Origin of the sequence: Acidovorax sp. JG5, from assembly GCF_017939685.1 — a bacterium.
Taxonomy (GTDB): Bacteria; Pseudomonadota; Gammaproteobacteria; order Burkholderiales; family Burkholderiaceae_C; genus Acidovorax.
In genome coordinates this window covers 53,050-75,124 of sequence record NZ_JAGKSE010000004.1, presented here as the reverse complement: position 1 = coordinate 75,124, position 22,075 = coordinate 53,050, and the positions used below count along the sequence as shown (strand labels likewise).

Here is a 22,075-nt window from a genome sequence, read left to right as displayed (position 1 = left end):
CAACTAGGAAAATTGAAATGAAGAAATCCCTCGTTCTGGCTACCCTGATCGCTGCTGCCGCCCTCGCCGCTTGCGGCAAGAAGGAAGAGCCTGTTGCTGCTCCTGCCCCCGCTCCTGTCGAAGCGCCTGCAGCTGCTGCTGCACCTGCCGCTGAAGCAGTAGCACCTGCCGCTGAAGCAGCTGCTTCTGCTGATGACTCTGCCAAGACTGCTGTCGACGCTGCTGCCACCGCCGCAACCGAAGCCAAGACTGCTGTGGACGCTGCTGCTGCCGCTGCAGCCACCGCTGCTTCTGCTGCCAAGTAAAGCACGCATGAATTTCAGGGGCTGCCAGCTTTGCTGGAGTTCCTGAGGTTTGAAAGCCCCGGCCTGTCACAGGTGCGGGGCTTTTTTGTTGGCGGCGCAGCCGCCGCTTGCATGTGGCGCCAACTACAGCGGCTGTGCCGCATTGATCCAGTCTGTGCCAACGGTGGCCAATGCAATGTCTACGTCGTGATTGGGCCATTCCATCGCATGTGCAAGTGCCTCTTATGCCAGTCGGGGCTGATTGTTCTGCGCGCTGAGGTGGGCCGTCACCACGCGGTTCAGTCCTGGGTGCCGAACGGCTGCCAGGATGCCGGCGGCGTGGTTGGCGAGATGTCTATGCTTACCCGTAATGCGTCGCTTCAGAAAAGCGGGGTAGCCGGATGCCTTGAGCATGTCCGGATCATGAGCGGGATGCCGAAGCAGCAGTCCACCAGCATGCGACGGACATGCAATCCGTCGCCAGCCTCCACCACGGTGGCATTGCCTGAGCTGCCGCTGCCCAAGCTGCGAAAGCGCAGCATTGGTAGGCTGGCTTTATTTCAGGTCGTCGGCCAGCACGCGCAGGATGCGTTCGGCGTTGGCAGACGACTCAGGAGCTCCGCCCTCGTTCAGCACGGACACCGTGGTGGCTTCACCCTGGCTGCGCACCAACACGCGGTACTTCAGAGGCGGTGTGGCGGCAGATCCGCCACCCAGCAGTTTGCTGAAGAAGCCGGGCTCCTTCTTGTCGGTTCCTGGTGCCACGTAGCGCACAAAATACAGGCCGTCATTGCGGTTGCGGTCTTCCACGGTGAAACCGGTGCGGTCCAGGGCCAGGCCGACGCGGCGCCATGCTCGATCAAAACCTTCATCCATCTGCATCACGGGCACATTGTTTGCCGAGGTCATGCGCACCGTGGCAGCCTTCAAGGCCGGTGCTGCTGCAACGGCCTGCGATTGCTCTTTGCTCACACCCAGCTTGACCATCAGCCGGCGCAGGAATTCGGTTTCCAGTTCGGGATCGGCGGCGCGGGGCTGCCAGATGGTGCTGTCCTTGGCGGTGCTGGTGTAGACCTCGACCATGCCTCGGTGGGTGATATAGATTTCGGTGCCACCGGCCGCATTGCGCTCCAGGCGCGTGCGGAACTTGTCGCGCTCGCCGGTGGAATACAGCGATTCAAACACCTTGCCGATGGTGGAGCGGATGATGTCCTGGGGCAGCTTGGCGCGGTTTTCCGCCCAGTCGGTCTCCAGGATGCCCAGATCGGGCTGATCGATGGCCAGGTTGAAGCCGTTCTCCAGCCAGTATTCCCGCACGGGCTCCCACAACTGGTCGGCAGGCCGGTCAATCACCAGCCAGCGCTGGTTGCCGTTGCGTTCGATGCGGACATCGCCGATTTTGGTGGCTGCTGCGCTGGAGGTGGTGGATGTCTTCGTGTTCTGGCCCGCCTGGAAGGCTGCGGCAGACACCGCGGTGCCGGGCACTGCGTACCGATTTTCTCGCGATAGCTGCGTCAGGTCGGGGGGCACTTCCAGCGTGGCCCCCTGGGTGGCGCTCTTGTAGTCGATCTTGTCGTTTTCCAGTACGGAGCAGGCGGACAGGGCCATGGCAAGGCCCAGCAGGCCCAATCGTGCAGTGTGATTCACGCGGAAATCCTCAGAGTGTCTAGGGGTGTGGCAGGGCAGTCGGCTTACAGCAGACCGCTGGCGCGCAGGGCGGCTTCCACGGTGGCTTCGTGGCCCTGGCTCAGGGGGGTCATGGGCAAGCGCATGGTGCCTGTGCACAGGCCCATGCGGGCCATGGCCCATTTGACGGGAATGGGGTTGGCTTCGATGAACAGGTTTTTGTGCACCGGCATCAGCTGAAACTGGATTTCCATCGCGCGTTGTACGTTGCCGGCCAGTGCGGCCACGCACAATTCATGCATCAGGCGGGGCGCCACGTTGGCGGTCACGCTGATGTTGCCATGGCCGCCGCACAGCATCAGGGCCACAGCGGTGGGGTCGTCGCCCGAATACACGGCGAAGCCCTTTGGCACATCGCGGATCAGCCATTGGGCACGCTCGATGTTGCCCGTGGCTTCCTTGACGCCAATGATGCCGGGCACCTGGGCCAGGCGCAGCACGGTGTCGTGCAGCATGTCTGCCACCGAGCGGCCGGGCACGTTGTACAGCACGATGGGCAGGTCGCCCGTGGCTTCGGCAATGGCCTTGAAGTGCTGGTACTGGCCTTCTTGCGTGGGCTTGTTGTAGTAGGGCACCACCTGCAGCTGGCTGTCGGCGCCCACGTTCTTGGCAAACTTGGCGAGTTCAATGGCCTCGGCGGTGGAGTTGGCGCCGCAGCCGGCCATGATGGGCACGCGCTTGGCCGCCTGTTCCACGGCCACGCGGATGATCTCGCAATGCTCCTCGACATTGACCGTGGGCGACTCGCCCGTGGTGCCCACCACGCCGATGCAGTCGGTGCCCTCGGCGATGTGCCAGTCGATCAGTTTGCGCAGGGTGGGGTAGTCCACGCTACCGTCCTCGTGCATGGGGGTGACAAGGGCGACGATGCTGCCGGTAAGGGGGACGGAAGAAGAGGTCATGTCCGCAAGTGAAAACGGTAAAAGGGCATTCTAACTAGACCGCAAGGTCCAGGCGGTATCGGACGGGCTGGCTTGGGTGCGGGGTTTCGCGCACGGCGGCAATGCGCTGCACGAAACGTGCGGGTGACCCCAGAAACCCGTCTTCGTAGGCCACTGTGCGCAGGCCCGCGCAGGCGGCGAGCAGTTCGCCCGGTTGCAGCAGAAAGTCGGCGCGCGCGGGGCGTCCCACGGTTTCGTTGCCGCTGGCGAAGGTTTCATAGATCAGCACGCCGCCAGGGGCCACGCTGTTGACCAAGGTGGGCAGCAGCGGGCGCCAGAGGTAGTTGGTGACGATCACTGCGCCAAACTGGCGGCCAGCAAAAGGCCAGGGGCCTGCTTCAATGTCGGCGCAGTGGATGTCGCCCCAGGCGGCGCAGGCCGCCACGGCATCGGTAGAGCGGTCCACGCCCACGGTGGGATGGCCGTGTTCGTGCATCCAGCGCAGGTGGCGGCCCGCGCCGCAGGCCACATCCAGCACCGTGCTGCCCGGTGGTGCCAGGGGTGACCAGCGGCGAACCCAGTCGGAAGGGGCTTCAGTGCCGTGCATGGGGTGTGTTGCTATACAAACAATAGCTGCTTGCGCTTTGTGTATAAGCGCTAACGGCCAAAAAGGCTTGAACTTCTCAGAAGCATGCCCACAGCTGGTCTGCCAGCATGACCATGAAGCTTGACTGCGTGTACAGCGCAAACACCGCCAGCAAGATCAGCACGGCGGCCACCCAGCCCAGCAGCCGGGCAGGGCGGGATGTGAAGCGCGCAGAGGGGGTGTGCATGGCCGTTGCGAAAATGGTGTTGATGGCTGTCAGGCGGGCTGCGGCGTGGCGCGCTGGATGGGGGCTTCCTTGATGGGCAGATTCACCAGCCCGGCAAAGATGCCGAGCCCGATCGCGATGTACCACACCACATCGTAGCTGCCGGTGCGGTCATACAGATAGCCGCCCAGCCACACCCCCATGAAGCTGCCCACCTGGTGGCTGAAGAAGACAAAGCCGCCCAGCATCGACAGGTGCTGCACGCCAAAAATCTGCGCAATCGTGGCATTGGTGGGCGGCACGGTGGATAGCCACAGCGCCCCCATTACGGCCGAAAACACATACACCGACAGCGGCGACAGCGGCACCAGCAGAAAAACGGTGATGACCACGGCCCGCGCAAAGTAGATGAAGGCCAATATGTTGCGCTTCGGGATGCGCTGGCCCAGCGTGCCCGCAATGTAGGTGCCAAACACATTGAACAGCCCGATCAGCGCCAGCGCATAGCTGGCCACCTGGGGCGAAAGGCCGTGGTCGCGCAGGTAGCTGGGCAAGTGCACGCCAATGAACACCACCTGAAAGCCGCAGACAAAATACCCTGCCGTCAGCAACAGAAAGCTGGGGTAGCGGAACGCTTCACCCAGCGCCTGCGCAATCGACTGGTCGCGCTGGGCAGGGGCCGATCCGTGAAACCCCGGCTCGCGCAGGCCAAAAGCCAGTGGAATGATGAGCAGCACCATCAGCGCCAGCGCCAGCAGCGCCTGCTGCCAGCCCAGCCCGGCAATCAGCCAGCCTTCCACCGGCACCATCAGGAACTGGCCAAACGAGCCGGCCGCCGCCGCCACGCCCATGGCCCACGAGCGCTTTTCGGGCGCAATCTGGCGGCCCAGCACGCCGTAGATCACGGCATAGGTGGTGCCGGCCTGGGCCGCGCCGATCAGCACGCCAGCGGTGAGGGCAAACACGGTGGGCGTCGGCGACAGCGCCATGCCGGCCAGGCCCAGTCCATACAGTACCGCCCCGCCCATCAGCACGCGAAAGGCGCCAAACCGGTCTGCGGCCATGCCCGCAAAGATGCCGATGATTCCCCACGAGAGGTTCTGGATCGCAATCGCCAGGGCAAACGACTGCCGCGTCCAGCCCATTTCCTGGGTGATGGGTTGCAGCCACAGGCCGAAGCCATGGCGAATGCCCATGGACAGCGTCACGATGGCGGCACCGCACGCCAGCACCTGGAACATCGACAGTTTGGGAGGATTCGTAGGCATGCGGGAAATGTAGCCAATCTTCCACCCCGTTGCCTGACGCCTGCATGACCCGGGATGGCACCATGGAGGATGGCTGGGTATTTATCCAGTTCCTGCGGCGCTGCGGCACTACAATCCGCCCCATGTCTGCCAAACCGTCTTCTGTGTCCGCCAGCGAATATTCCGAGGGTTCGATCCGTGTGCTCAAGGGCCTGGAGCCCGTCAAGCAGCGCCCGGGCATGTACACCCGCACCGACAACCCCCTGCACATCATCCAGGAAGTGCTCGACAACGCCGCCGACGAGGCGCTGGCCGGCTACGGGAAAAAGATCAAGGTCACGCTGCACGCCGACGGCTCGGTGGGCATCGAAGACGATGGGCGCGGCATTCCGTTTGGCATGCACCCCGAAGAAAAGGCGCCGGTGATCGAGCTGGTTTTCACCCGCCTGCACGCGGGCGGCAAGTTCGACAAAGGCAAGGGCGGCGCCTACAGCTTCTCGGGCGGCCTGCATGGCGTGGGCGTGAGCGTGACCAACGCGCTGGCCACGCGCCTGGAGGCCAGCAGCCACCGCGAAGGGCAAGTGGCGCGCCTGGTGTTCTCTGGTGGTGACGTGGTCGAGCCCCTGGTCACCCGCGCCCTGGAGGCGGGCGAGCGCAAGCAGGGCACCACGGTGCGCGTGTGGCCCGACGCCAAATACTTTGAATCGAGCACTTTGCCGCTGGGCGAGCTCACCCACCTGCTGCGCAGCAAGGCGGTGCTGATGCCCGGCGTGCAGGTCTCGCTGGTCAACGAGAAGACGCGTGATACGCAAACCTGGCAATACAAGGGCGGCCTGCGCGACTACCTGCAGCAGACGCTCAACGGCGAGCCGGTGATCCCGCTGTTCGAGGGCGATGGCTTTGCCGACAGTGGCAACGACAACTTTGCCGAGGGTGAGGGCGCCTCGTGGTGCGTGGCCTTCACCGAAGACGGCCCGCCCGTGCGCGAAAGCTATGTCAACCTGATCCCCACCAGCGCCGGCGGCACCCACGAAAGCGGCCTGCGCGATGGCCTGTTCAATGCCGTCAAAAGCTTCATCGAGCTGCACAGCCTGTTGCCCAAGGGCGTGAAGCTGATGCCCGAAGACGTGTTTGCGCGGGCCAGCTATGTTCTTTCAGCCAAGGTGCTGGACCCGCAGTTCCAGGGCCAGATCAAGGAGCGCCTGAACTCGCGCGACGCGGTGCGGCTGGTGAGCGGCTTTGTGCGCCCGGCGCTCGAGCTCTGGCTCAACCAGCATGTCGAATACGGCAAGAAGCTGGCCGAGCTGGCCATCAAGGCCGCGCAGACGCGCCAGAAGGCCGGCCAGAAGGTCGAAAAGCGCAAGGGCTCGGGCGTGGCCGTGCTGCCAGGCAAGCTCACCGATTGCGAGAGCCGCGATATTGCCTACAACGAAGTGTTTCTGGTCGAGGGCGATTCGGCCGGCGGCAGCGCCAAGATGGGCCGCGACAAGGAGAACCAGGCCGTGCTGCCACTGCGCGGCAAGGTGCTCAACACCTGGGAGGTGGACCGCGACCGGCTGTTTGCCAACAACGAAATCCACGACATCTCGGTGGCCATGGGGGTGGACCCGCACGGCCCTGATGACTCGCCCGACCTGTCGGGCCTGCGCTATGGCAAGGTCTGCATCTTGAGTGACGCCGACGTGGATGGCTCGCACATCCAGGTGTTGCTGCTCACACTGTTCTTCCGGCACTTTCCCAAGTTGATTGAGACCGGCCACATCTATGTGGCGCGCCCGCCACTGTTTCGCGTGGACGTGCCCGCGCGCGGCAAAAAGCCGGCGGCCAAGATGTATGCGCTGGACGAAGGCGAGCTCACCGCCATCCTCGACAAATGCGAGAAAGATGGCGTGCCGCGCGAAAAATGCCAGATCAGCCGCTTCAAGGGCCTGGGCGAGATGAACGCCGAGCAGCTGTGGGAGACCACGCTCAACCCCGACACCCGGCGCCTGTTGCCCGTGCAGCTGGGCGGCACCGACTTTGCCGCCACCGAAGGGCTCATCACCAAGCTCATGGGCAAGGGCGAGGCCGCTTCGCGCCGCGAGCTGATGGAGCTGCATGGCGACGCGGTGGAAGTGGATATCTGACCTCGGATATTCTGACCACCCACTGCCGGTGCCTGCCATGTCCACGATCCTTCGATTTTTAGGCCTTTTCGGTCGTTTGCGCTTGCTGGCTGTGCCCCTGCTGCTATTGATAACGCAGCAGTCAGCACATGCCGACCTGTGGGCTTTTGTGGACGAGCGCGGCGTGACCCACTTCGCTGCAGAGCAGACGGATGCGCGCTATCAGCTGTTTTTTCGCGGCACGCAGTTTGATTCGTCGCGCGATGGGGCGCAGGGTGCGTTGCAGTCCTCGCAGCAGGCTCTGCCGTCGCCGGTGGCGCTGCCCGTGGCCGGCGCGCGCTTGCTGGCTTTTTTTGACATTTCGCCCGACTACAAGCGCGTCAAACACCACCTGCGCGCATCGGCCAGCCACCAGGGGGTGGACTATGAACTGCTGCAGGCCTTGATCGCCACCGAGTCGGGGTTTGACGCCAGCGCCGTGTCACCCAAAGGGGCCATCGGCCTGATGCAGGTGATGCCGGCCACGGCAGGACGCTTCGGCGTGGCGGCGGATGCCCGCCGGACGGTGGCGCAAAAGCTGGTGGACCCGGCGGTGAATGTGTCTGCCGGCACCCGCTACCTGCGCTATCTGCTCGATCTGTTTCCCGGCCGCCTGGACCTGGCCCTGGCCGCCTACAACGCGGGCGAGGGCGCGGTGCAACGGGCGGGCAACCGGATTCCGGCCTACAAGGAAACCCAGAACTATGTGCGCACCGTGCTCGGCCTGTACGCCCAGCTCAAACCGCCTGCATCTGCGCTGGCCCAGCGCGTCACACCCGGCCGCGTGCGCATGGAACTCTCGGGCACTGCCCCAGAACGTGACTGAACCGAACCCCAACGAATGAGCGATCAACCCACTCTCGATTTCACCACCGCCGGCGACGGCGGCGACTCCCTGGACCTGGCCGGTTATGCCCAGCGCGCCTATCTGGAATACGCGCTGTCCGTCGTCAAGGGCCGCGCGCTGCCCGATGTGTGCGATGGCCTCAAGCCCGTGCAGCGGCGCATTCTGTATTCGATGGACCGCATGGGCCTGGGCTACAGCGGCCCCACGCGCAGCACGGCGGCCAAGCCCGTCAAAAGCGCCCGCGTGGTGGGCGATGTGCTGGGCCGCTTTCACCCGCACGGTGACCAGTCGGCCTACGACGCGCTGGTGCGCATGGCGCAAGACTTTGCCCAGCGCTACCCGCTGATCGACGGCCAGGGCAACTTCGGCAGCCGCGACGGCGACGGCGCTGCGGCCATGCGCTACACCGAGGCGCGCCTGTCGCGCATCACCAGCCTGCTGCTCGACGAAATCGACGAAGGCACGGTCGATTTCATGCCCAACTACGACGGCAGTACCGAAGAGCCCCGCCAGCTGCCCGCGCGCCTGCCGTTTGCGCTGCTCAATGGCGCCAGCGGCATTGCCGTGGGCCTGGCCACCGAAATCCCCAGCCACAACCTGCGCGAGATCGCCGACGCCTGCATCGCGCTGATCAAGACGCCGTCGCTGAGCCAGGAGGAGTTGCTCGCGCTGGTGCCCGGGCCCGACTACCCCGGCGGCGGCCAGATCATCAGCAGCCCCGGCGACATTGCCGACGCCTACCGCACCGGCCGGGGCAGCCTCAAAGTGCGGGCGCGCTGGAAGATCGAAGAGCTGGCGCGCGGCCAGTGGCAACTGGTGGTCAACGAGCTCCCGCCCGGTGTGAGCACGCAGCGCGTGCTCGAAGAAATCGAAGAAATCACCAACCCCAAGGTCAAGGCCGGCAAAAAGGCGCTGAGCCAGGACCAGACGCAACTGAAGGCCAGCGTGCTGGCCGTGCTCGATGTGGTGCGCGACGAATCCAGCAAGGACGCCCCGGTGCGCCTGGTGTTCGAGCCCAAGACGGGCAAAACGCCGCATCAAGAGCTGATCACCGCGCTGCTGGCGCACACCAGCCTCGAAACCTCGGCCCCCATCAACCTCACCATGGTCGGGCTCGATGGCAAGCCCGTGCAGAAATCCATGCGGCTGATGCTGGAAGAGTGGATTGCCTTCCGCCAGACCACCATCACGCGCCGCACGCAGCACCGCCTGGCCAAGGTGCTCGATCGCATCCACATCCTTGAAGGGCGGCAGACCGTGCTGCTCAACATCGACGAGGTGATCGCCATCATCCGCCAGGCCGACGAGCCCAAGGCGGCGCTGATTGCGCGCTTTGCGCTGAGCGACCGGCAGGCCGAAGACATTCTTGAAATCCGCCTGCGCCAATTGGCGCGGTTGGAGGCCATCAAAATCGAGCAGGAACTGAAAGAACTGCGCGAAAGCCAGGGCAAGCTCGAAGACATCCTGAACAACCCCGGCTCGCTGCGCCGCACCATGGTCAAGGAAATCGAGGCAGACGCCAAGACCTTTGCCGACCCGCGCCGCACGCTGATCCAGGCCGAAAAGAAGGCCGTGGCCGAGGTCAAGGTGGTGGACGAGCCCGTCACGGTGGTGGTTTCGCAAAAAGGCTGGGTGCGTGCCCGCAACGGCCACGGCCACGAGGCGGCCAGCTTCGCCTTCAAGGCGGGCGATGGGCTCTATGCCACGTTTGAATGCCGCACCGTGGACCAGCTGATCGCGTTTGGCAGCAATGGCCGGGTCTATTCGGTGCCGGTGGCGCTGCTGCCCGGCGGGCGCGGCGACGGCCAGCCGGTGACCACCTTGATCGAACTGGAATCGGGCACGCAGCTGCTGCACTACTTTGCGGGCCCGGCCAGTGCCACCTTGCTGCTGTCGAATTCGGGCGGCTATGGCTTTTTGGCCAGCGTGGACAACCTGGTGTCGCGCCAGAAGGGCGGCAAGTCCTTCCTGACCCTGGGCGAGGGCGAGACCGTGTGCCCGCCTTCCCATGCGGCGGGCAGCACCGGCGGGCAACCGCTGCCTGCCGCCACGCATGTGGCCTGTGCCTCGGCGGGCGGCCGCATCCTGACGTTCGAGATCAGTGAGCTCAAGACCCTGGCCAACGGCGGTCGCGGCCTGGTGCTGATCGACCTGGAGCCCAAGGACCAGCTCGCGGGTGCCGCCGCCTACACGCGCAGCATCCGTATCGAGGGCGTGGGCCGGGGCGGCAAGGCGCGCGAAGAAACGCTGGAGATCCGCTCGCTCAACAATGCCCGTGCAGCCCGGGGCCGCAAGGGCAAGGTCGCAGACCTGGGGTTCAAGCCGTCATCCGTGGCGCGCGTCGAATAGTTGCTGTGTCGGCATCCGCGCTGCCGTTCGCCGGCATTCTCTGCGCAGGTGGGGCGTCCCTGGGGGATGCTCGGGATTTGTAGAAAAATGAAATATCACGCACTATCGGTGACAAACAATCTGAGTACGGGAGACAAATGATGCTGAACCAACTTCGCATTGCCCACAAGCTGTGGCTGGCGGTTGCATTTATCGTGGTCATGCTGATCGCGGTGGTGGTTTTTTCGGGGTACCGCTCCGCCAAGGTGCAGGTGCAGGCCGACGCGGCGGCGAAGGAAATGGGGGCCCGGGTCTCTTCGGCCATCCGCTGGGCGGGCCTGACCGAGACCAATGCTGCGCGCACGCAGGCGCTGATCGTCAGCAGCGATCCGGCGGTGGAGTTGGAGTTCAAGGACGTCATCGCGGCCACGTCGGCGCAGATCAGCGAAGTGCAGAAGTCCCTGGAAGGCATGGCTTTGTCGGAGCAGGACAAGGCACAGATGGCCAAGATTGCGGCGGCGCGAAAAACCATGACTGACCTGCGGGTGCAGGCCCGTCAACTCAAGGCCGATGGGCAGGCCGAGCAGGCGGTGGCCCTGGTCAAGCAAGCCTACAACCCTGCGGTCACCGCCTATCTGCAGACATTGCGCGACTTTGTGCAAATGCAGCAGCAGACAGCGCAAACGAACCTGGCTGAGATGGCCGCCTCTCGCATGTTGACCGTGAAGATCGGCGCCACGGCGGTGGCCGTCTTGCTGCTGGCCATCATTGGCGGGGCTTATTTTTTGATCCGCAGCATTCAGCAGCCCCTGGCCCAGGCCAATGAGCTCGCCGCCCGCATTGCCGCGGGCGACCTGAGCATGCAGGCCACCATCACGCGTGGCGATGAATTCGGTGACTTGCTGCGGTCGCAATACGCCATGAGCGACGCCCTGGGCCGTGTGGTGCACCAGGTGCGCCAAAGCACCGACAGCATTGCCACGGCCAGCGCCGAAATCGCCACCGGTAACCACGACCTGTCTGCCCGCACCGAGCAGACGTCGAGCAACCTGCAGGAAACCGCGGCTGCCATGGAGCAGTTCACCAGCACCATCCAACAAAGCGCCAGCAGCGCCCAGCAGGCCAGCAGCCTGGCCGTGGGCGCCACCGGCGTGGCGCGCCGGGGCGGCGAGGTGGTGACGCAAGTGGTCGCCACCATGGACGAGATCAACCACAGCAGCAAGAAAATCGCCGACATCATCGGCGTGATCGATGGCATTGCCTTCCAGACCAACATCTTGGCGCTCAATGCCGCAGTGGAGGCCGCGCGCGCTGGTGAGCAGGGGCGCGGTTTTGCCGTGGTGGCCAGCGAAGTGCGCAGCCTGGCGCAGCGCAGCGCCGAGGCCGCCAAGGAGATCAAGCAGCTGATCAATGCCTCGGTGGAAAAGGTGGACACCGGCTCCCGGCTCGTGGCGGATGCCGGCGGCACCATGGCCGACATCGTGCAGTCCGTCCAGCGCGTGACCGACATGATTGGCGAGATCACCGCCGCATCCACCGAGCAAAGTGTGGGCGTTGCCCAGGTCAACCAGGCGGTGGGCAACCTGGATCAGATGACGCAGCAAAACGCCGCGCTGGTCGAAGAAAGTGCCTCTGCCGCGCAAAGCCTGCGCGAGCAGGCCGAGCAGCTGGCGCAGATGGTGTCGGTGTTCAAGGTCAACGCGGCCGCTTATGGCGTGCAGGCCCCCGTGGCCCGCGCCGTGCCGGCGCCGGTGGCCGGCGTTGCAGGAACCGCAGCCAGGGCGCAACGCACTGTGGTGGTGAGCAAGCCTTCCGCACAGCAGCTGGCGGGCGCTGGAACCAAGCCCACTGCAGCAGCGCCGTCTGCCCCACAGCCGCGCAAGTCATCCGCACCCGTGCCAGCGCCCCGTGTGGCCGCCGTGGCGCAGGGTGGAGATGACGACTGGGAAACTTTTTAAGAAGCGGGTGCCGGTCGGCTTTCAGGCCAGCTCGGCGATCAATTCGATTTCCACGCACGCACCCATCGGAATCTGTGCCACGCCAAAGGCGCTGCGTGCGTGCACGCCCTTCTCGCCAAACACCTGGCCCAGCAGTTCGCTGGCGCCATTGGTCACCAGGTGTTGCTCGGTGAAGTCGCCGGTGGAGTTGACGAGGCTCATTACCTTCACGATGCGCTGGACGCGGTTCAGGTCGCCGCCGCAAGCCGCGTGCAGCGTGCCCATCAGGTCAATGGCCACCGCGCGAGCGGCGGCCTTGCCTTCTTCGGTGGTGATATCGCGGCCAAACTGGGCGGCCCAGGGCTTGCCGTCCTTGCGTGCGATGTGGCCGCTCAGGAACACCAGATTGCCAGTCTGCACATACGGCACATAGGCGGCGGCCGGCACGGACACGGGCGGCAGGGTGATGTTCAGTTCTTTCAGCTTGTCGTAAACGCTCATGGTTTCCTTGAAGGGGATAGAGAAATTTCCGGTCAGGCGCGGGCAAAAGCGCCGAGCCCGGGTGCCGGTGCAGAGGTCGCCAGTGTTACACATGCACGCGCGCGCATGGCCCATTTCGGCATCGCGGGGTGGGTTTAGCATGTGCCCATGCCGCCCATAGCCTCCAGCGCATTCCATCCAGCCGCGTCGGACCCGCACGAGGAGCGGGCCGTGCTGGGTGCATGGCGCATGCCGGCGTGTTTGTTGGGGACCCTGGTGGGGGCGGCGCTGCAGCTGCAGCAGCCCGTGCTGTGGCCTTGGCCGGTTTATGGCGTGTTGCTGGCCTTGGGGGGCGTCGCGTGGCTGGCCAGCGGCTGGTGTCGGGCGTGGGTGGCGCATCGCTCTCAGGCTGCCGGGCGACGCTGGCGCCATGTCGGGGCCCTGGGCTTTGCTGCCTGCGCCGGGGCCATGGCCTTGTTTGCCTTGTGCGGGCTGCGCGCCGGTGCCTATGCGTCCCATGCGCTGTCGCCGGGGCTGGAGGGGCGCGACCTGCGCGTGACCGGCGTGATCGCCGCCATGCCGCAGGTGAACGAAGCGGGCGTGCGCCTGCGTCTGGAGATCGAGTCTGCGTTGTGGCAAGGCACTGCGGTGGCGTTGCCCCCGTTGGTGGATGTGTCGTGGTACGGCGATGCGGCGCTCGACATGGCCCAGCCTGCCGACGCATCGCGGCAACCGCCCACGCTGCGGGCCGGCGAGCGCTGGGAGATGACGGTTCGCCTCAAGGCGCCCCATGGTGCGCGCAACCCCCATGGCTTCGATTTCGAACTCTGGATGTGGGAGCAGGGCGTGCAGGCCACGGGCTATGTGCGCACCGGCGCCAACGATGCACCCCCGGTGCGGCTTGCCAGCACCTGGCGTCACCCCGTCGAGCGTGCGCGCCAGGCGGTGCGGGACGCCATCGTGGCCCGCCTCGCCGGCAGGGCCGCAGTCGGCGAGGATGGCCCGGCGCGTGTTGCCGGCGTGGTGGTGGCCCTGGTCACGGGCGACCAGCGTGCGATTGACCGCGCCGACTGGGACGTGTTCCGCGCCACCGGCGTGGCACACCTGATGAGCATCTCGGGCCTGCATATCACACTGTTTGCCTGGCTGGCCGCGCTGGTGGTTCGGCGGCTGTGGTGCCGTTCGGCGCGGTTGTGCCTGGCGCTGCCGGCGCCCACTGCAGCCTTGCTTGCAGGCGTCTTGCTGGCCGGCTTGTATGCGCTTTTCAGTGGCTGGGGCGTGCCCGCACAGCGCACCGTGCTGATGCTGGCAACCATCGCCGCACTGCAGCTCAGCGGGCGCCGCTGGCCTTGGCCGCAGGTGTGGTTGTTGGCCTGCGCCGTGGTGGTGGCGGTGGACCCGTGGGCGCTGTGGCAGGCGGGATTTTGGTTGAGTTTTGTGGCGGTGGCGGTGTTATTTGCTACCAATAACATAGCTGGTAGCGCTTATGGGATAAGCGCTAAAGCCCATTTTTATGCACTTTTGAGAGAGCAATGGGTGGTCACGCTGGCGTTGACGCCGCTCACCCTGCTGCTGTTTGGTCAGGTGTCTCTGGTGGGGTTTGCGGCCAATCTGTTGGCGATTCCGTGGGTCACGCTGGTGGTCACACCATTGGCGCTGGCGGGTGTTCTGTGGGCGCCGCTATGGAGCCTGGCGGCATGGGCAGTGCAGCCCCTGGCCGTTTTGCTGCAGTGGCTTGCGGCCTGGCCCCTGGCCGTGGCGTTTGTTCCGATGGCGCCGTTGTGGGCGGGGGTGGCGGCGGTGGTGGGCGGCGCGCTGCTGGCCATGCGCGTGCCCTGGGCGGTGCGTGCGCTGGCGTTGCCTTTGCTGCTGCCCGCGCTGTGGTGGCAGCCGGCGCGGCCTGTGCCGGGCCAGTTCGAGCTGCTGGCGGCCGACATTGGCCAGGGCAACGCCGTGCTGGTGCGCACCGCCACGCATGCGCTGCTGTACGACGCGGGCCCACGCTTCAGCCGCGAAAGCGATGCAGGCCACCGCGTGCTGGTGCCCCTGCTGCGCGCTTTGGGCGAGCGGGTGGATCTGCTCATGCTGAGCCACCGGGATTCCGACCACACCGGTGGCGCGGCCGCCGTGCTGGCACAGCAACCCCAGGCGGCCCTGACGGGATCGATCGAAGCAGCGCATGAACTGCAGGTGCTGCGCCCGGCCACGCCCTGCGTGGCGGGGCAGCGCTGGGATTGGGATGGCGTGGCCTTCGAGGTGCTGCACCCGGCAGCGGGCGATGGCGCAGGCACCGCACGCCCCGCGCTCGCCACACACACCAATGCCGCCAGCTGCGTCTTGCGCATTGCAACCCAGGGGCCTGCGCCCGCGGTGGCCTTGCTGGCGGGGGATATCGAGCAGGTGCAGGAGCAGGCTTTGGTGGCGGGTGCGGCACCGCTGGCCGCCGATGTGATGCTGGTGCCACACCACGGCAGCAAGACTTCATCGAGCGCGCCGTTTTTGGATGCCGTGCAACCACGCACCGCCTTGGTGCAGGCCGGTTACCGCAATCGTTTTGGGCACCCGGCGCCCGAGGTACTGGGGCGCTACCAGGAGCGGCAGATTCGGGTGGTGGAGTCCGCGCGCTGCGGCGCGGCCACCTGGCGTTCGGCGCAGCCCCTGCAGGTGCGTTGCGAGCGGGAAGCCGGGCAGCGCTACTGGCAGCACCACATGGCGCCATAGCGGGCGCTGGTGCCGGGGTCTGTGGCCCGGGTTGTTGCTTGCCATGGAACAAGACGGTGGGCGCGCAACTTGCTATCCTGATCCCAGGAGGCCCGCTCATGCAGAAATTCGACGAGATGTACGCCATGCTGCCCTTTGATGGCAGCAATGTGCGCGAGCACTACAAGCGCTACGGTCAGTGGCTTGCGCGCCAGCCCGCTGATGCCATGCAGGCCCGACGGGCCCAAGCCGAGATGATCTTTCGGCGCGTGGGCATCACGTTTGCGGTCTATGGCGCCAAGGACGAAGGCGGGGCCGGCAACGAGCGGCTCATTCCGTTCGACCTGATTCCCCGCATCATCCCCGGCCATGAGTGGGCGCAAATGCAGCGCGGCCTGGTGCAGCGGGTCACGGCGCTCAACCGCTTCATCCATGATGTCTATCACGGGCAGGACATTTTGCGTGCGGGCATTGTTCCGTCCGATCTGGTGCTGAACAACGCGCAGTACCGCCCCGAGATGGCCGGCGTGCAGGTGCCCAGAGACATCTATGCGCACATCGCCGGCATCGACATCGTGCGGGCCGCAAATGCGCAGGGGGAGGGCGTTTACTACGTGCTGGAAGACAACCTGCGCGTGCCCTCGGGGGTTTCCTACATGCTGGAAAACCGCAAGATGATGATGCGGCTTTTCCCCGAGCTGTTCAGCGCGCATGCGGTGGCGCCCGTGGCGCATTACCCCGACCTGCTGCTCGAAACCCTGCGCGCCAGTGCCCCGGCCACGGTGGCTGAACCCACGGTGGTGGTGCTCACGCCCGGCATGCACAACAGCGCCTATTTCGAGCACGCCTTTCTCGCACAGCAGATGGGGGTGGAGCTGGTGGAGGGGCAGGACCTGGTGGTCAAGGACCGCTTTGTGTACATGCGCACCACGCGCGGCTTGCGGCGGGTGCATGTGATCTATCGGCGGGTGGACGATGACTTCCTCGATCCGCAAGTGTTTCGCCGCACGTCCACGCTGGGCTGCGCGGGCCTCATGGACGCCTACCGCGCGGGCAATGTGGGCATCTGCAACGCCGTGGGGACGGGCGTGGCCGATGATAAATCGGTGTACCCCTATGTGCCCGAGATGATCCGTTTTTACCTCGGTGAAGAGCCGATCCTGCACAACGTGCCCACCTGGATGTGCCGCAAGCCCGACGACCTGCAGTATGTGCTGGCGCACCTGTCTGAACTGGTGGTGAAGGAAGTGCACGGCGCCGGCGGTTACGGCATGCTCATCGGCCCGGCCGCCACGCGGGCCGAAATCGAAGAATTCCGCCGCGCCTTGCTGGCCAATCCGGCGGGCTACATCGCCCAGCCCACGCTCAGCCTGTCCACCTGCCCGACCTTTGTGGACAGCGGCATCGCCCCGCGCCATATTGACCTGCGCCCCTTCGTGCTCAGCGGCCGCGAGGTGCAGATGGTGGCAGGCGGCCTCACGCGCGTGGCCTTGCAGGAGGGCTCGCTGGTCGTCAACTCGTCGCAAGGCGGCGGCACCAAGGACACCTGGGTGCTGGGACAAGAAGGAGGTGAACCATGCTGAGCCGCACTGCCGATCATCTGTTCTGGATGTCACGATATACGGAAAGGGCAGAGAACACCGCCCGCATGCTCAACGTGAGCTATGAGACATCGCTGCTGCCGCAGTCGGCCGCCATGGCCCAGGAGGGCTGGCTGGGGCTGTTGTCGATCAGCGAGCTGATTCCCGCCTACACCGCAAAGCACGGGGATGTCACCCCTGCCAAGGTGCTCGAATTCATGGTGCGCGATGGCGACAATCCGTCCTCCATCCTGTCGTGCCTGCGGGCTGCGCGGGAGAACGCGCGGGCGGTGCGCGGTGCGCTGACCACCGAAGTCTGGGAAACGCAGAACCAAACCTGGCTGGAGCTGGCCCGGCAGCTCGAAGGCCTCGAAGGTGGCTCCTTCGAGCGCGATCCAGGCCAGTTCTTTGAATGGGTCAAGTACCGCTCGCACTTGTCACGCGGGGTCACGCTGGGCACCATGCTGCAGGACGAAGCCTTTCATTTTTTGCGGCTGGGCACTTTTCTGGAGCGCAGCGACAACACGGCGCGCCTGCTGGATGTGAAGTTCCATGCCGTGAACAACGACTTTTTTGGCCGCTCCAGCGAGCGCAACCAGGAGAACGACTTCTACCACTGGAGCGCCATCTTGCGCAGCGTTTCAGCGTTCGAGGTGTACCGCAAGGTGTACCGCGACGTGATCACCCCGGGGCGCGTGGCCGACCTGCTGATCCTGCGCCGCGACATGCCCCGCTCGCTGCACGCCAGCCTGCGCGAGGTGGTGGACAACCTGGCGGTTGTGGCCAACGAGCAGTCGGCCGAGACGCAGCGCTGCGCCGGTCGCTTGCTGTCGGAGCTGCAATATGGGCGCATCGATGAAATCCTGGCCACAGGTTTGCACGCCTATCTGACGCAGTTTCTCGACCGGGTGAACGAACTGGGCGGGGGGATCAGCCGCGACTTCCTGGTGGCTGCGGGCGACTGAAGCACCTGGTTTTTGCACCCGGATGTGAGCGCTGGCGCAAGAGGCTGAACGTTTTTTGCCGTGGCCGAAAGGCTCTCGGCCCGCTTCAGTTGGAGTCCTGGGCGTTGCGCCGCTGGTCGCGCAGCATGAACAGATAGAGGCTCTCGACCTTTTCGCGCGCCCAGGGCGTCTTGCGCAGGAATTTCAGGCTCGATGACACGCTGGGGTCGCTTTGAAAGCAGCGCACCGGGATGCGCTCGCCCAGCCCTTGCCAGCCAAAATAGTCGGCCAGGCCCACCACCATGGCCTCCAGCGTCACTCCGTGCAAGGGGTTGTGGGGTTGCGCGGGGCGGGCAGCGGGGGGCGCCTTGTCGTTCTGGGTTGCTGGGTTTTCAGGGGCTGGGGTGGGGCGGGGCTCTTGGGCGTTCATGGCCGCAAGCATAAGGCGATTGCGGGCCAAGGCAGCGCCGTTGGGAGCGGGCGCCCATAATCACGACCCGTCAGCATCCGCCTCAGCACCCGCCTTGCATTGGCGGTCACCCTGTCCATTTCCCATGCCCGCCCAGCCTCCTCTTCGCGTCCTGTCCGTCATCCCACCGATGACGCAGCTCAACACCCCTTATCCGTCCACTGCGTACCTCACGGGGTTTTTGCGCTCGCGCGGGGTTGCTGCGATGCAGGAAGACCTGGCGCTGGCGCTGGTGCTGCAATTGCTGTCGCCCGCAGGCCTTCGCGCCGTGGCGGCACGGGTGGATGCGGTGCCCGCCAAAAAGCACAGCCCCGCCATGCAGGAGTTTACGGCGCAGCGCGATCGCTACCTGGCCACCATTGGGCCCGCCATTGCCTTTTTGCAGGGGCGCGATTCGACGCTGGCGCACCGCATCGTGGGACGCAACTTTTTGCCGGAGGGGCCGCGCTTTGCATCGCTGGATGTCTATGTGGATGACGAGGGTGGCGACCCGCTGGGCTGGGCCTTTGGCGCACTGGGCCTGCACGACCGCGCCAAGCACCTGGCCACGCTGTACCTGAACGACCTGGCCGATGTGCTGCGCGACGCGGTCGATCCGCGCTTTGAATTTGTGCGGTACGCCGAATCGCTGGCTGGCAGCCAGCCCACCTTCGAGCCGCTGGCCCAGGCGCTGGCGGCGCCGCCCAATCTGGTGGACGACACGCTGCGCGATTTGACGCTGGCCGCGGTAGAGCGCCATGCGCCCACCGTGGTGCTGCTGTCGGTGCCGTTCCCGGGCGCGGCCTATGCGGCGTTTCGCATTGCGCAGACCCTCAAGGCGCAGCACCCGCACATCGTCACGGTGCTGGGCGGTGGCTTTGTCAACACCGAGCTGCGCGAGCTGACCGAGCCGCGTGTGTTCGACTACTTTGACTACGTCACGCTGGACGCCGGCGAGCGCCCTTTACTCGCGCTGCTGGAGCACCTGCAGGGCCAGCGCAGCCGCCAGCGGCTGGTGCGCACCTTTGTGCGCGCTGAAGATGGCGCTGAGGGTGGCGATGTTGCGGGCGCCGTGCAGTACATCAACATGATGGAGCCCGACATCGCCTTTGCCGAGGTGGGCACGCCCACCTGGGATGGCCTGCCGCTGGGCAGCTACCTGTCGCTGCTGGACATGCTCAACCCCATGCACCGGCTGTGGAGCGACGGGCGCTGGAACAAGCTCACCGTGGCCCATGGCTGCTACTGGAAGAAGTGCAGTTTTTGCGACGTGAGCCTGGACTACATCGGCCGCTACGAAGGCGCGTCAGCCACCGTGCTGGCCGACCGCATCGCACAAATAGTGCACGAAACCGGGCAGACCGGGTTTCACTTTGTCGATGAAGCCGCGCCGCCCAAGGCCCTGAAGGCGCTGGCCACCGAACTGATCGCGCGCAATGCCGGCATATCGTGGTGGGGCAACATCCGCTTTGAAAAAACCTTCAGCCCCGAGCTGTGCAACCTGCTGGCCGACAGCGGCTGCATCGCCATCTCGGGCGGGCTCGAAGTCGCCTCTGACCGGCTGCTCACGCTGATGAAAAAAGGCGTGTCGGTGGACCAGGTGGCGCGCGTGACGCGGGCCTTCACCGATGCGGGCATTCTGGTGCACGCCTACCTCATGTATGGCTTTCCCACGCAGACCGTGCAGGACACCGTGGACGCGCTTGAATACGTGCGCCAGCTGTTTGCCAATGGCTGCATCCAGAGCGGGTTTTTCCACCGCTTTGCCTGCACCGTGCACTCGCCCGTAGGCCAGCACCCCGAAGACTACGGTGTCACCCTGCAGCCCCTGCCGCCCGTGAGCTTTGCCAAGAACGACATCGGCTTTCACGACCCCACGGGCGTGGACCACGACGCGCTGGGCGGCGCGCTCAAGAAAGCCATCTACAACTACATGCACGGCATCGGGCTCGAAGAAGACGTGCGCAGCTGGTTCCCCTTCAAGGTGCCCAAGACCACCGTGCAGCGCAACCGCATCGAGCGGGCGCTGCGCGAGCGCGGGTGAGCGCGCGGGTGACTTTGCGGGCGGGTGCATGGGCCGCTGGGCGCTGGATCTGCGCGCTCCACGGCGGGCACCCTGCTGTAGAAATGCTCTTTTTTTAATAGCTACTGGCGCTTGCTGTGTATGCGCTAGAGGCCTAAAACACTTAAAAATCGACGCGCCGCATCAGCCATGCAGTCGCCGCGTTACCGTTAGAAACGGCAGGTGCATAGCGCTCTCATCCACCCGGTGAGCGCCATCGAAGCCATCCAGCGTCGATTTCATGCGGCTTTGCCAAGGATGCAAAGCGGTCAATTGCCGTTTCTAGGGTTACTCCACTTCGCCCATCTGCGACTGCAGGTAGTTCTGCAGCCCCACCTTGGCGATCAGGTCGATCTGGGTTTCGAGGAAGTCGATGTGCTCCTCGGTGTCGTCCAGGATCTTTTGCAGCAGGTCGCGCGAGACATAGTCGCGCACGGTTTCGCAATGGGCAATGCCGTCCTTGATGGTGGCCTGGGCGCCTTGTTCTGAGCGCAGGTCGCAGGCCAGGATCTCGGGAACGTCTTCACCGACCTGGATTTTGGCCAGCTCCTGCAGATTGGGCAGGCCGTCGAGCATGAAAATGCGGTCCATCAGCCAGTCGGCGTGCTTCATCTCACCGATGGATTCGGAATATTCCTTCTTGGCCAGCTTGTCGAAACCCCAGTGCTTGAGCATGCGGTAGTGCAAAAAATACTGGTTGATGGCCGTGAGTTCGTTCTTGAGCTGGGCCTGCAGATGGCCAATGACTTGTGCGTCACCCTTCATGGTGGTTTCCTTGGTGTGTTGGTTCGGCTGTGATTGTCGCGGCCCTACACCGCTTGCGCAACACAAGCCCTTGTGGGGGCAAAGCGGTCTGTGGCGCTGTCATTAAATAGCAATGCTCAATTGATTCAATCAATTCAATCAATTAGATTGATGGGCTCAAAAAGCCTAAACTTCAGTCCTGTTCAGTTCACCAACCACCAAAGGAAACAGCAATGTCCCTGATCAACACGCAAGTCCAGCCTTTCAAGACCCAGGCATTTCACAACGGCAAGTTCATCGACGTGACGGAACAATCCCTCAAGGGCAAGTGGTCGGTCGTGATCTTCATGCCCGCAGCCTTCACCTTCAACTGCCCCACCGAAGTGGAAGACGCCGCTGACAACTACGCCGAGTTCCAGAAGGCCGGTGCCGAGGTCTATGCCGTCACCACCGACACGCATTTCTCGCACAAGGTCTGGCACGAAACCTCGCCCGCCGTGGGCAAGGCCAAGTTCCCGCTGGTGGGCGACCCAACGCACCAGCTGACCCGCGCTTTTGACGTGCACATCGACGAAGAAGGCCTGGCACTGCGCGGCACCTTCATCATCAACCCCGATGGCGTGATCAAGACCATGGAAGTGCATTCCAACGAAATCGCCCGCGACGTGAAGGAAACCCTGCGCAAGCTCAAGGCCGCCCAGTACACCGCTGCCCACCCCGGCGAAGTGTGCCCCGCCAAGTGGAACGAAGGCTCCAAGACCATCGCTCCCTCGCTGGATCTGGTCGGCAAGATCTAAGCCACCAAGCCGCAACACGGCAGAGCGCCCCTGGTGGCGCTCCCCAGCCGGACGACGCTGTGGCGCTTGGCGCCATGCCGTCCGGCTTTTTTTCGCCCGAAATTCAGTGCGCAGGGCGCTACAAGCGCCCCAGGCACATCCACACAACTCCAAT

General features: G+C 64.9%; 18 protein-coding genes. 10 read left to right on the top strand and 8 right to left on the bottom strand.

What is annotated here, in order from left to right:
- Nucleotides 1–17 precede the first annotated feature (17 nt).
- Nucleotides 18–305, top strand: a complete 288-nt coding sequence (locus tag J8G26_RS06160; protein WP_210568300.1) for a hypothetical protein — start codon at nt 18–20, stop codon at nt 303–305.
- A gap of 534 nt (nt 306–839) precedes the next feature.
- Here J8G26_RS06160 and bamC read toward each other — a convergent pair.
- The 5 genes from bamC to J8G26_RS06135 all read right to left on the bottom strand — a co-directional run bounded on the left by bamC (nt 840) and on the right by J8G26_RS06135 (nt 4,931).
- On the bottom strand, nt 840–1,931 hold the full coding sequence (bamC, locus tag J8G26_RS06155) for an outer membrane protein assembly factor BamC (RefSeq protein WP_087744577.1): 1,092 nt from the start codon (nt 1,929–1,931) through the stop codon (nt 840–842).
- A 44-nt stretch (nt 1,932–1,975) separates the two neighbouring features.
- A complete protein-coding gene (dapA, locus tag J8G26_RS06150) occupies nt 1,976–2,872 on the bottom strand; it encodes a 4-hydroxy-tetrahydrodipicolinate synthase (protein WP_087744579.1) in 897 nt (298 codons plus the stop codon).
- 34 nt (nt 2,873–2,906) lie between these two features.
- Nucleotides 2,907–3,458, bottom strand: a complete 552-nt coding sequence (locus J8G26_RS06145) for a class I SAM-dependent methyltransferase (protein WP_087744581.1) — start codon at nt 3,456–3,458, stop codon at nt 2,907–2,909.
- 76 nt (nt 3,459–3,534) lie between these two features.
- Complete coding sequence (locus J8G26_RS06140) at nt 3,535–3,684, bottom strand: hypothetical protein (RefSeq protein ID WP_210568299.1); 150 nt, start codon at nt 3,682–3,684, stop codon at nt 3,535–3,537.
- A gap of 29 nt (nt 3,685–3,713) precedes the next feature.
- On the bottom strand, nt 3,714–4,931 hold the full coding sequence (locus J8G26_RS06135; protein WP_087744583.1) for an MFS transporter: 1,218 nt from the start codon (nt 4,929–4,931) through the stop codon (nt 3,714–3,716).
- A gap of 122 nt (nt 4,932–5,053) precedes the next feature.
- Between J8G26_RS06135 and J8G26_RS06130 the strand changes: the two genes are divergently transcribed.
- The 4 genes from J8G26_RS06130 (at nt 5,054) to J8G26_RS06115 (ending at nt 12,187) form a co-directional block, all read left to right on the top strand.
- On the top strand, nt 5,054–7,036 hold the full coding sequence (locus J8G26_RS06130) for a DNA topoisomerase IV subunit B (protein WP_210568298.1): 1,983 nt from the start codon (nt 5,054–5,056) through the stop codon (nt 7,034–7,036).
- A 37-nt stretch (nt 7,037–7,073) separates the two neighbouring features.
- Nucleotides 7,074–7,880, top strand: a complete 807-nt coding sequence (locus J8G26_RS06125) for a lytic transglycosylase domain-containing protein (protein ID WP_210568297.1) — start codon at nt 7,074–7,076, stop codon at nt 7,878–7,880.
- Between the two features lie 15 nt (nt 7,881–7,895).
- Nucleotides 7,896–10,250 (top strand): DNA topoisomerase IV subunit A, encoded by a 2,355-nt coding sequence (gene parC / locus J8G26_RS06120; RefSeq protein WP_210568296.1) that lies wholly within the window; start codon nt 7,896–7,898, stop codon nt 10,248–10,250.
- Nucleotides 10,251–10,390: 140 nt separating this feature from the next.
- Nucleotides 10,391–12,187, top strand: coding sequence for a methyl-accepting chemotaxis protein (locus tag J8G26_RS06115; RefSeq protein ID WP_210568295.1), 1,797 nt, complete (start codon nt 10,391–10,393; stop codon nt 12,185–12,187).
- A gap of 21 nt (nt 12,188–12,208) precedes the next feature.
- Here J8G26_RS06115 and J8G26_RS06110 read toward each other — a convergent pair whose 3' ends face one another.
- Nucleotides 12,209–12,667: a RidA family protein gene (locus J8G26_RS06110; RefSeq protein ID WP_087748202.1), complete on the bottom strand. Its 459-nt coding sequence runs from the start codon at nt 12,665–12,667 to the stop codon at nt 12,209–12,211.
- Between the two features lie 228 nt (nt 12,668–12,895).
- Between J8G26_RS06110 and J8G26_RS06105 the strand changes: the two genes are divergently transcribed.
- From J8G26_RS06105 to J8G26_RS06095, 3 genes are all read left to right on the top strand, one after another.
- Entirely contained in the window at nt 12,896–15,367 is a 2,472-nt protein-coding gene (locus J8G26_RS06105) for a DNA internalization-related competence protein ComEC/Rec2 (protein ID WP_246881280.1), read from the top strand.
- A gap of 98 nt (nt 15,368–15,465) precedes the next feature.
- Nucleotides 15,466–16,929, top strand: coding sequence for a circularly permuted type 2 ATP-grasp protein (locus J8G26_RS06100; RefSeq protein ID WP_210568293.1), 1,464 nt, complete (start codon nt 15,466–15,468; stop codon nt 16,927–16,929).
- On the top strand, nt 16,923–17,891 hold the full coding sequence (locus tag J8G26_RS06095) for an alpha-E domain-containing protein (protein WP_087744593.1): 969 nt from the start codon (nt 16,923–16,925) through the stop codon (nt 17,889–17,891). The genes J8G26_RS06100 and J8G26_RS06095 overlap by 7 nt, the downstream gene beginning before the upstream one ends.
- 85 nt (nt 17,892–17,976) lie before the next feature.
- Here the strand turns inward: J8G26_RS06095 and J8G26_RS06090 are convergent, their stop codons facing one another.
- On the bottom strand, nt 17,977–18,300 hold the full coding sequence (locus tag J8G26_RS06090) for a VF530 family protein (RefSeq protein WP_198314767.1): 324 nt from the start codon (nt 18,298–18,300) through the stop codon (nt 17,977–17,979).
- 169 nt (nt 18,301–18,469) lie between these two features.
- On the opposite strand from J8G26_RS06090, the gene J8G26_RS06085 reads away from it, so the two are divergent.
- Nucleotides 18,470–20,362, top strand: a complete 1,893-nt coding sequence (locus J8G26_RS06085; protein ID WP_210568292.1) for a B12-binding domain-containing radical SAM protein — start codon at nt 18,470–18,472, stop codon at nt 20,360–20,362.
- Nucleotides 20,363–20,668: 306 nt separating this feature from the next.
- Here J8G26_RS06085 and bfr read toward each other — a convergent pair whose 3' ends face one another.
- Complete coding sequence (gene bfr / locus J8G26_RS06080) at nt 20,669–21,145, bottom strand: bacterioferritin (RefSeq protein WP_210568291.1); 477 nt, start codon at nt 21,143–21,145, stop codon at nt 20,669–20,671.
- Nucleotides 21,146–21,357: 212 nt separating this feature from the next.
- Between bfr and ahpC the strand changes: the two genes are divergently transcribed.
- Complete coding sequence (gene ahpC, locus J8G26_RS06075) at nt 21,358–21,921, top strand: alkyl hydroperoxide reductase subunit C (protein ID WP_210568290.1); 564 nt, start codon at nt 21,358–21,360, stop codon at nt 21,919–21,921.
- Nucleotides 21,922–22,075 lie beyond the last annotated feature (154 nt).